The 11,087-nt window shown below is 44.9% G+C and carries 9 protein-coding genes; 8 read left to right on the top strand and 1 reads right to left on the bottom strand.

Annotated features, from left to right (window positions below; translation table 11 throughout):
- Positions 1-416: hypothetical protein (locus ACRDDY_RS14175; protein ID WP_438565599.1), on the bottom strand; the 416-nt coding region annotated here is incomplete at its 3' end.
- A gap of 13 nt (positions 417-429) precedes the next feature.
- Here ACRDDY_RS14175 and ACRDDY_RS14170 point away from each other — a divergent pair.
- The 8 genes from ACRDDY_RS14170 (at position 430) to ACRDDY_RS14135 (ending at position 11,006) form a co-directional block, all read left to right on the top strand.
- The gene (locus ACRDDY_RS14170) at positions 430-2,055 is read left to right on the top strand and encodes a hypothetical protein (RefSeq protein ID WP_438565598.1); all 1,626 of its coding nucleotides are present in this window, start codon (positions 430-432) and stop codon (positions 2,053-2,055) included.
- A 10-nt stretch (positions 2,056-2,065) separates the two neighbouring features.
- Entirely contained in the window at positions 2,066-6,484 is a 4,419-nt protein-coding gene (locus tag ACRDDY_RS14165; protein WP_438565597.1) for a hypothetical protein, read from the top strand.
- Positions 6,481-6,687, top strand: a complete 207-nt coding sequence (locus ACRDDY_RS14160) for a hypothetical protein (protein WP_438565596.1) — start codon at positions 6,481-6,483, stop codon at positions 6,685-6,687. The genes ACRDDY_RS14165 and ACRDDY_RS14160 overlap by 4 nt, the downstream gene beginning before the upstream one ends.
- Positions 6,688-6,699: 12 nt before the next feature.
- Positions 6,700-8,160: a hypothetical protein gene (locus ACRDDY_RS14155; protein WP_438565595.1), complete on the top strand. Its 1,461-nt coding sequence runs from the start codon at positions 6,700-6,702 to the stop codon at positions 8,158-8,160.
- A 68-nt stretch (positions 8,161-8,228) separates the two neighbouring features.
- Positions 8,229-8,873 carry a hypothetical protein gene (locus ACRDDY_RS14150; RefSeq protein ID WP_438565594.1) on the top strand — a complete coding sequence of 215 codons (645 nt, stop codon included), beginning with the start codon at positions 8,229-8,231 and terminating at the stop codon, positions 8,871-8,873.
- A 14-nt stretch (positions 8,874-8,887) separates the two neighbouring features.
- Positions 8,888-9,682 (top strand): S80 family phage morphogenetic serine protease, encoded by a 795-nt coding sequence (locus tag ACRDDY_RS14145; RefSeq protein WP_438565593.1) that lies wholly within the window; start codon positions 8,888-8,890, stop codon positions 9,680-9,682.
- A complete protein-coding gene (locus ACRDDY_RS14140) occupies positions 9,682-10,338 on the top strand; it encodes a hypothetical protein (protein ID WP_438565592.1) in 657 nt (218 codons plus the stop codon). The genes ACRDDY_RS14145 and ACRDDY_RS14140 overlap by 1 nt, the downstream gene beginning before the upstream one ends.
- On the top strand, positions 10,338-11,006 hold the full coding sequence (locus tag ACRDDY_RS14135) for a hypothetical protein (RefSeq protein ID WP_438565591.1): 669 nt from the start codon (positions 10,338-10,340) through the stop codon (positions 11,004-11,006). Before ACRDDY_RS14140 ends, ACRDDY_RS14135 begins: the two co-directional genes overlap by 1 nt.
- Positions 11,007-11,087 lie beyond the last annotated feature (81 nt).

Here is an 11,087-nt window from a genome sequence, read left to right as displayed (position 1 = left end):
TGCTCTTCCTTGGAGAGATCTGCTACCTTCCGAGTTACAGATGCTGGTAAAAATGGTTTGAGCATTGGCAAAACTGCACGCGCTGCTGCTTTAGCATCACGCTTACTTTCCCGTACCTCTTTTTCAAGGTGGTCAAGCGTTTTATCAATTTCGCCTTTTATTGATTCTGTTTTTCGATATGCGGATCTAAATGGAGTAGGCAATGAGTCGGTGATGAGCTCATCACGAACTGCGGGATTCCCTAATGTGGAATCAAACAATGCTTTAGATCCGGCATTAACAGCCTGAGTCATCGGACTACGATCGTCAGCAGCACCAGAGCTTATACTATCGATATCAAAATCATCGTGGTCTAAGTCATCTAGTCCTTCTAGGTCGAGCGTGTAATCCTCGTCATCATCATTATTTTTAGCCATCAGGGGACCTCTTATGAGCGGCGGTTTCAACATCTATCTTCTTAACGTCAACAAGGCCCGTGTCGGTCGATTGAGACCAACTACGGTACTTGATACGTTTGATGGTATGAGTAAAGACTTCCATCAGGATGGTCTTTATAGTACGTTAACGTTCGGTAGCTTGGGTAGCAACCGAAGACTTTCCCAGTTCTCATATATTGATTTGGGAACGGAGATCATTAGTCCGGCTGTTGCCCTAGCACTCTTTGACCTCAAAGAGCTTTACAAAGACATCATGAAGGGTACACGTTATGCAACGTGGGATCCTGCAACATGTGACTTTGAACCGGCTCAACCAGCTGACCCCGGAGCGTCAACCGGTTATAGTTTCTTTCTCTCTAAGTACAAAGAGCTGAAACCGAAACGAAACAAATCTATCTCACGCCAACAGGCGATTGATGTATTTGAGAAATACCGCGACATAGCCTTGAGTCGTTATGTCCTCGTCTTACCTGCTGGTCTCCGTGACTTGGATGTCAAGGAAGGCGTGCGGGAACAAGAACATGAAATCAACCCACTGTATCGTAAGCTCATTGCGTCATCCCGGGTAATCCCAGAGAATTCACGTGGTAACACCGATGCACTCGATTCTACCAAGTGGACACTCCAGAACACCTTTAACGAAATCTACGGAATGCTCTTCGACATCTTCGATGGTAAGAAGGGTTATATCCGTGGCAAATGGGCTTCACGACGGGTAACGAACGGTACGCGAAACGTACTGTCGTCAATGCGTGCTTCTTCACCTATTCTTGGTCGTGCTGATCAGGTATCTCCTTTCGATACTGTATGTGGTATATTCCAATACATGAAGGGTCTGGTACCTGTTATGCAACACGCTATCAGAACTAAGTATCTGGCACAGTGTGTTGGTCCAGCAGGTAGCCTTTACCTTATCGACAAGAAGACTCTGAAACGGCAAGTTGTGCCTGTCAGACCTGAAGATTACGTTAAGTACACGACAGATGAAGGTATAGCCAAAATCATAGAAAGCTTCCGTGACTTTGACATCCGTCACGAAGAGGTGCAGATTCAAGGCCATTACCTTGCTCTCATATATAACGATGGTAAGACTTTCAAGGTTTTCTACGACATTGATGACTTACCGAAACACTTGGATCGCAAGTATGTAAAACCAATTACACTTGCTGAATTACTCTACAGTAGTATCTATCACACCTCTGGAAAGTACTATGGTATTCTTACGCGTTTCCCTGTTGCGGGACCAGGTTCAAGTTATGTAACCTCGGTGCGTTTGACTACTACAGCTCGTACTGCGTTCATGAAAGAACTTACAGACGACTGGACAACTACTCATGAAATCCCAGCGACTGACTTCCCATTACGGGAGTGTGAAGAATTCTTCTCCACTATGTCGCCACACCCATCAAGACTGTCTGGCCTTGCTGCTGACTTCGATGGTGATACCGGATCACTTGAGTTCTTGTATAGTAACGAATCCCTAGCCGAGAGTGCTAAGAACAGATATAAAGCTGTTACTTGGATTAAGTCAGATACTGCGCTAAATGTAGACCCATCTAACAAAGATCTTGTTGACCGTGTGCTTATCATGCTGACAGCGGATCCAATTAACCCGTAAAAGGTGTGTCATGAACCTGCCAAAGAATTTAGGTTTAGAGTATATGCTGGTGCGTAACTTTAACCGTATGTTCAGTGCTATTCGCATTGAGCAATTCGGTAAACCACGTATCGCTAACATTAACGCTCTTGAATTTCCACGTGGTTCTATTATCCACATGCTGCCAACTGGGACCGATAGTTTGGGTCCCTCCCAAAACCTGCCGTTCTTAGTTAAGTCTGAACGTCAGATTATGGTGCGTCACATCACTAAGTATGATCCTGACCATATCCAGGGTAAGCCTATTGATGTTATTCGTTCTGACCTGCAACCTAAACTGATTAGCTATCATCGTGCTAACCGCCGTATGCGTGTTCTTAAGAACGAGCACTTTGTTGAGCAGGACGATAAGACGCTGGTGGTTGAGAACTATGTCAACTTGCCATACATGTATCGTTATCAGCACACTCAGATGAGCTGGTACGATCGTTATTGCAACATCTACTCAACTGTATGGTCACAAGTAGCACATGATGCTGCTAAGTTCGACCGTAACAACTACATTATCATTGACCTGCCTGAAGTAATGCCAAGTATCAAAGACTTGCGTATTGCTGAATTCAAGCGGACAATGGTTACTCTTGAGAACATCAAAGAAGATGCGCAGTTGCTCTTCCTTGACCTGTGGACTTGGTTAGGTAAAGACCGCAGTCGTTCACTGATGAATATAATCGGTGACAAAGACCTGATTGAGATCAACCTGATTCTGCGTAGTGGCAACAAGTTCACTAACCTTAACTTGGGTGAACTGAACTACTGGCGTACTGGGGTTGGTTCCCGTCGCTTAGCTGCTTATGATGGTAAGGTTGGTCGTGAGTGCTACCGTTCTCCTGAAGGTGAGCAGCAAATCAATGTACTGTGTGAGAAATTAGGTTTAGAGCATGTGTCTCTGTCTAAGCTTAATACACGTTTGGGTTTTGAAGCTACTGAAACCAAAGTACGTGGTTTGATTGATGATCGTCAAGCACAGAACCGTTTATACGCTACATGTGTTGCATTGATGACTGAAGGTCGCAAGAATGACCTGATTGAAAGCGCTACGCAAGCTATCCTTAAGGATGACAATGCGCAGGCTGATGAGTTGGAAGATATCTCTGAGGAAGAACTGCAGAACGCTAAGGTTGTAATTGGCCGTGCTGACCCAGTTGATGAGGAGACACAGATTTCCGATGAAGAATCTCTCGCGAAGGAACTTAGCTCGTACGAAGAAGCTCCGATTGATGAAGAGCAGGCATTCACTATTGCTGATAAACAAACTGAGAACCTCACTCGGACAGCAGAAGAGATTGCACGTGAAGCATTTAGACCTTCGTCCCCGGAAGAGTGTGTTGACAAAGCTTGTCGTCAATACATTGAAGCCGGTGTAATGAGTGCCAAAGCGTATGAGACCTTCAAGGAGATTTCTGCCACTTATAAAACTCTGCCTAACCCAAATGGTCCGGGTTTGTTGGGTGATAACCTCGAAGCCACCGAAGAAGAACAGGTGCTTAAAGAAGAGGTTGTGTTTGATGATGACTTCATCTTAGATAAGTCTATGGCCAAGACGTCTACACGTCAGATGGACCGTAAATATATCAAAGAGATTATGCAGAAGGACATCAACGCTACAGTTATGGCGTTGCAACGTGGTGGTTTCCCAATCCTCAATTATGAAGTTGAGCGTATCACGGACGCTGCTAACGATACTGAATTGCATACTATCGAAGTAGCCACCATCAAGGGTTCGACTCGCACGCCATTACGCATTGTGATGCCACACGTTAGTCGTTACGGTACCTTCCGTGCGAACAACGTTGAATATTCAATGAAGCGTCAGCGTGTTGATTTGCCAATCCGTAAGATTGCACCAGATTGTGTTGCTTTGACATCGTTCTACGGTAAAACGTTTGTTACTCGTTCAGGTAAAGTGGTTCACAACTACGGTAACTGGCTGGTTAACAACATCCGTGCAATGGGCGAGAACGACAAAGATCTGAATGTTACATCTGTACGTTACTCTAACGTATTTGACCGTACTGTTCAGACTCCGCGTGACTATGCGGCTATCTCTACAGCAATCAGTGAGTTTAAAGCCAAAGGTATTCAGTTCTACTTTGACTATAAGCGTATCCCTGAGGTATTTGACACTGCTGCAGTTAAAGAGCTGGTTAAGTCTAACCTGTTGCCAGTTGGTAAGCGTGGGGATGCTGTTTACGGGATGGACGTTGAGAACCAAGTCTATCGTCTGTCTAAAGGTGAGTCTACTCATATGGGTAGTCTATGTGAGCTCTTGGAAATAGATCTCACTAAGGCACCGTATGAGATGGCTACTGTGGCCGTCAGCGATAAGGAGATACCATTAGGTCTGGTATTCTGCTATTACGAAGGTCTGCAAGGTATGCTTGATCTATTCAAGATTGAGCACCGTATGATTGACCCAGCTGAGCGCTATAAGCCAGCGCAGGATGAGTTTGTTCTGAAACTGGCTGACTGTAAACTGATTGTTAGTCCAAGGACACGTCGTCAAGAACTGGTATGTAATGGATTGCGTCCTTACATCAAAGTCATGGCACCGTTCACATTCAAGGATATGAACACCAAGGATGTGTATCAGGTACTTATCGCTAAAGATAAGATGCCGCCGTACTACCTGAATACGTTAGACCACATGGACGATTTGTTTATCGATCCAATCACCTTGCGTATTCTTAAGAAGATGAAGGAGCCGTTGACTTGGCGTGGATTGCTATATCGTTCTTCTGAATTGATTGCGCATGACAACCATCCTGAAGAAATGGATCTGAAAGAACAGCACATTTATGGCCACCAGCGTATCGTGGGTGCTATGTACAATGAGCTTGTTCGTGCTATGCGTGATTATCAGTCTAAGCCATCGAACTCTCGTAAGCGGATTGATATCAAGTCTCGTGCAGTATGGGATCGTATTCAAAGCGACGGTAGTGTTGCTCCAGTAAGTGACTGTAATGCGCTGCACTACATTATGCAGACATCTATTGTTACTGCTGGTGGTACCGGTGGTCGTTCTCGTCGTTCATTAACAAAACCTACTCGACGTTATACCCACAACAACCTAGGTGTAATCTCTGGGGATGGTGTGGATAACGGTGATGCTGGTAGTACTGAGTATTTGGCAGCAGATGCTCAAATCAACAATATCGATGGTATCATCAGTCCTGATATCGATAGAAGTAATCTGAATCCAGCTCAGTATATGAGTATGGCTGCTATGACTGCACCGGAGTTGTATTTCGACGATGGTAAGCGTCAGGTGTTCTATCGTGCACAGTACGGTTCAACTACTTCAGCATTAGGTTACTGTCGTGCAGGATTATTGACTGGCGCAGAGACACTGATTGCGCACCACACTGGTCCAACACAAGCAAACGTTGCAATTGATGACGGTCGTGTTACTGAAATAACTGACATGGCAATCACTGTAACATACGGGTCTGGTAAATCGCAGTATCAAGAAACATATCCTGTTGGTCGACACTTTGGTAATCACGAAGGTCACGTGTATCCACATGACCTAGTATCCAACGTTAAGATCGGGGAGAAAGTCAACAAAGGCAAAGTAATCTCCTACAACTCTAAGTACTTTAGACCAAACATTTGGAACAAAGACCAAGTTGACTGGATGATGGGTACCGTAGATACCGTGGTATTCATGGAGCACGAAGTTACTCTTGAAGATACCAACGCATTGTCACCGGAACTATCGCAGAAGCTATCCACCGAAGGTACTGTATTGCGTGACATCGTCGCTAGTGCTAAGGACGAGATTCACCGTATGCTTAAGGAAGGGGACCACGTTAATGCAGATACTATTCTGTGTTATATCGAGGATGCCTTGACTGCTGGCAATGATGCCTTTAGTGAGCAAAGCGTTGAAACACTCCGTTCGATTCAGTCTCAAGCACCTAAGGCCAAGACTGCTGGTACGATTGACCGAATTGAAGTGTTCTATAATGGTGAGCTGGAAGACATGACTGAGTCAGTGCGTAAATTAGCAATGGCTTCAGACAGACGCAGAAAGAAAGCAGCAGGTATTGCTAACATCCCAGTGACGACTGGACGTGTTGATGGTACTATGCGAATCGCTGGTGCACCTATCGAGGTTGATCAGGTTCTTATCCGCGTTTACATCAGTCATTGGTCTCCAGCAATTGGTGGTTCTAAGGTTGTTTTTGGCAACCAGATGAAGTCAACCATCCGTGAAGTATACCCGGTAGAAATCAAAACCGAGCTGGATGAAAAGGTCGGTGCCATTTTTGGTAAGGTTTCTAATGACAACCGTATCGTAAACAGTATCTATCGTATCTGCTGCGCCAATACTGTTGCAATGTATATTGGTTCTGACACACTCAAAATTATTCGAGGTCTTAAATGAACAACGTTACTGGTAACGCAAACTTCGCCGCGGTTGCTAATGCAATCGAATTGGCTTCTTCCGCTATCGAATATTACGTTCGTCGTAATGCTGTCCGTACTATGCAGGGCTCGCATGTAAACCGTCAACTGATTGCCGATACCGTTGCGCAGCGTATCGCTAGCAACATCCGTCTGTCTGTTATCGCTGCACACGCCAAGTAAGAGGACCCGGTAATGATCTCCGAATCTACTTTAAACGCAATTTCACCAATCCAAGAACTGCTGTATGCTGACCGCGTTACAGTAGCTACAATGCCGCGTTCTGTACTGGCTACTATTATGGCATCCAGTAAGTCTGCCGCGTTCTCAATGCCTAACGATAGCAAAGATTCATTCATCGATGCATGGTTGGCAGATATGACACTGGACCCACTGGGTAACAAAGATCCAGTTGAGTGTGACGGCGTAACGCACGTACCTATGTCACTGCACTCCCGTACTATGGATGAAGCAGCACAAGCTGTATTCTCCTGTACGCTGGACGCTATCAAGTTTGTTAGCGGTAAGGTTATTCCTGATATCCGTAAACTTATCGATAAGGTAGATGCTTCTGTTAACGATGCATATCGTCCTGTCGAAGAGTGGGAAATCTACGAAGGTTCTTTCCTGCCAGTATGGGAAACCAAGATCGTTAAGCACATCATGAGCCGTGCTTCTGCAGGTGACGGTATTTTACCAGCACTGCGTGTTAACAGTGATTACCCTATGGTAATGTTGCCGGACGGCACCTCACTGTACGAGCATATGTCCAGTGGTAGTAAAGAGCTGGATAAGACTTTCCGTGAAGCACTGAATAGTGTTGGCATGGATATCAATGCATTGTTCATGACTGTGTTTGGCCCAGTCGGTACTGTCGGTCCAATTCGACACACTATCGAAATGCGTAACTTGGCCATGTGTCAACTGTTGATGATCTACATGATCGAAGACAACCCGTGGGAAGGTACTGGATTGTCATCATCTTCATGGTCTAAGATGTGTGCGACTTTGAAGAGTGCGCTTACTAAGACTGTCGCTATCTACAAATCGACTTCTGAACTCAACAAGAAGTCTAACATGATGATCGTAGATATCGATTACAAAAAACATCGTATCTATGTTGAGTCTGATGTCTATAACGACTGGCTGGATGAAAATCAGGCTAACTCCCCAGAGCGTCTGATTGGTTTGGCGATGCTGAATGAAAGTACAGTGTTCACTGCTGAATCGGCTACTACCAAAGGCGCAATGGCTGAGCGTGCGTGGGCATCATACCATGCTTCTAAACAGCAGGCAATTGAGTCTAACCGACTGAGTATCATGCGCTCATCAATCCTGTCTGAAATCGCAGCTTATCTGCACGATGTATCTGCCGACGACTTACCGCCAGGCATCAACCGTTCAATGATCGTTGATAAAGTCACTGAGCGTATGCGTGGTGCTACACTTGCCACCATCAGCAATCTGGCAGAGCTGATCATCGACATCGTGTCCAATGACATCTACGGTCATACTGGCTGCTATAACTTGGCGTCACGTTTCAACCAGGTTATGGTGGAAGAACCAAATCTGTCGGTTGAAGATGCCGAACTGAAAGTGGTAATCGAATACATCACTGACTTCTGCTCAGCGCAGCTCGTAGTCGGTAAGATGTAATGGATATCTCTGCCTTTACCCGGAAGCCCGAAGAAATTTGGGCTAATTTAAAAAGGGTTGGGGATCAGATGATTACGCTCAAAGAGTGTACTATTTTGTTCCCCAAGACTTACGTCAACAAACAGTTAGCATATGTTGGGGATGATATTAGCCTAGTCGGAGTATTCGCGATCTGCTATGGGAACAAATACGGTGTTTCCTTGGTACCATCGCGTTTCGCTATCGGTGATTGCTTGGCAGAAGTAATTAAGATTGCCGATGAAGAATACTATCGTCTGACTTTCTCCCCGGGTGCTGTAATCTTCAAGAGTGTACGTGCTCTTAAGGTTAAGGTATTTAGCTATAACATTGTTAACTACTTTATCGACTATGGCAAGGTACCATGGTTCTTTAACTACGTCGATCTTGCAGAACTGTTATCTGATATCCAGTACTGGTGTAACATCTATCTGGGGAATCAGTCAATTTACGATATGTTGATCAGTATCATTTCTCGTACGCATGATGATCTGCGTGTGTATTATCGTGAAACTATCAAGAGCGAAGCCGATCTTTATAAATCACCTCGATTCATCCCGGTGATGGAGAAGTCGTTAACCGCAACCAGTACGATTGCTCGTATTACTGGCGGTGAGCTCAAGAAAGCTTTCCGTGAGACTCTGATTACTGATAACCATCAGCGTGAGGAACTTGAAGAACTATTCGTTAAATAATTAGGAGAAAGAAAGTGGCATTGAAATTTGAGTGCACTGCACTAGTCGGTGTTAACAAAGTAGGACAGCTCGAGCAAGATGCCGACGGTTATTACCACGTAACGTTTGGTGCGTTGGAATTACCGAACTCAATCGGTATTCCGTACAGTTATGATCTGAACAAGCACGTCTTTGAACCGAACAGCATCTTCATGCGTAAGGTTATGTCAGGCAAACTCTTCTCCGAGGTTGAGCATCCTGAACCACCTATCAAAGACCCGCGTCATCCAGACTTTGAAGATCAGTGGGTTGAGCGTAGTCGTCAAATCGATCTGCGTAACTCTTGTGGCCATATTCGTAGTGTTGAATGTACTCCGGGTACTGACCCTGCTACTGGCCGGCCAATCTGGATTATCCACGGTTGGATTCGTCCAGAGGGCGTGCAAGGCAATGTACTGAAGTCTCTGCTTGATAACAAGCATGCTAACGTATGCTTCAGTCTACGTAGCGTTATCGATACAGTTTATCACAAAGGCGTTAAAGTTCGTGTGTTTGAAGAACTTATCACCTTTGACTTGGTTAGTGAAGGTGGCCTGACTATCGCTACTAAGTATAACTCTGTCGGCTTCGAGCATTTCGTAACACCATCCAACAAGACTGTTGAAATTCCAGTAACTATGGACTCACTGGTTCGCCTGCGTGAAATCGAACTCAGTAAGCAACGTATGGGTCTGGAACATAGCGTAAGTAGCATCGACCATCTGATTAAGGCAGCATCTCGCAGCAACGGCGTTATTAAGTCTAATGCTTTATTGCGCTGGGGGGCCTGATGGACCTTAAAGCATGGATTGCACAACAACCGCGAGGGATCAGGGAAGATCTCTCCATTGTTACGTGCGATGGGCTATACCATATCTCAACGAATCCAGACATCAAGCTGTTTATGCCGATGGTTGGTACTCGTCAATTGCCGGATGAGAACCGCACTATTCCGCGAGTATGTTGCGCAGACAATCTTCTGAGTGCGATACGTGGGCATGCTGCTGTCACTGGCCAAGCCATCAATCGATGGAAGAAAGGTGATATCGGAAAGTTCTATATTTACAAACTGCCATTCAAGCAATGTATTAAGCCAGGTAAAGGTTTGGTTGCTGACGTTGGTATTACTAATGAGTTATGGGTGGTTCCAAACGACCCATCCTCTGGTGCTTTTAAAGCTAAGGTAATCGGGGAATTTATCGTTAGTAATATTAGCGAGGAGTATGAGGACGGGAAACTTGAGCATGAGTTCACCATCATGATTAAGGCTAACGAACTTATTCACGTCGACGGTAATCATACGCTGGTGGGTTATGCGGAGATGGAGCTGGAGCGTGAAGGCAAGATGGCTTATAATGGACACATGGTAGATGAACTTAAAGCTATCAGTGCTGATGCCTATGCTGAAAAGCTAAACGCTCTAATGGCTAACGTCAAGGTGAAGTAATGGAACTTGAGGAGTGGGTAAAGTTACAGAACCGCAAAGTTCGATCTAATGTAGAGATTGTGAATTTACCATGCGCCTACCACATCAGTCAAAACCCTAAGATCAAGAACTTTGTTCCTGCGATCGGTGATTGGAATCCAGATGTTGAAGACCGTACTATACCGAGAGTATGTTGCTCGGCTGACGTGCTTAAAGCAATATCTGGTCATGCTGCGGTTGCTTATAACAGCATTCGCGATTGGTCCAATGGTAAGATGCCAATCTTCAGCATTTATGAACTACCGTTTAAACAATACATCAAGCCTAATGATAAGCTTGTGTATGATGCTGATACCACCGATGAAATCTGGGTAGTTCCATATTGTCCAGATACTGCGAACTTTAAGGCGCCCATTGTCGGAGAGTTCACTCTTCAGAAAGCAGAAGACATATGGGTGAAAGGTGCGAATCAGACAGTTATTACTTTTGTCGGTGTTACTAGCAAGGAAGTTTTGATTGCCGGAGATGTTTATATCAAAGGCGGCTTTGAGCTTGTGGTTTCTACTGGCGGAAAGATGAATGATTTTGTGCCCGAAAACAAATATACTGTGGATAGTGTAAGACGCTGTTCTCCTAGTGTATATGCCAATACAGTTAACTCTATCAAAGACAATATCAATGGACGGTAGGGCTTAGGCCCTACCATCTATATAAAATATTTTGGGTATATATTATCTATGTGAGCTGGGTAAATATTTACACCGGTTGTC

The organism is Clostridium sp., from assembly GCF_051656525.1.
GTDB lineage: Bacteria > Bacillota > Clostridia > Clostridiales > Clostridiaceae > Clostridium.
This window is presented reverse-complemented; position numbering and strand designations above follow the sequence as displayed.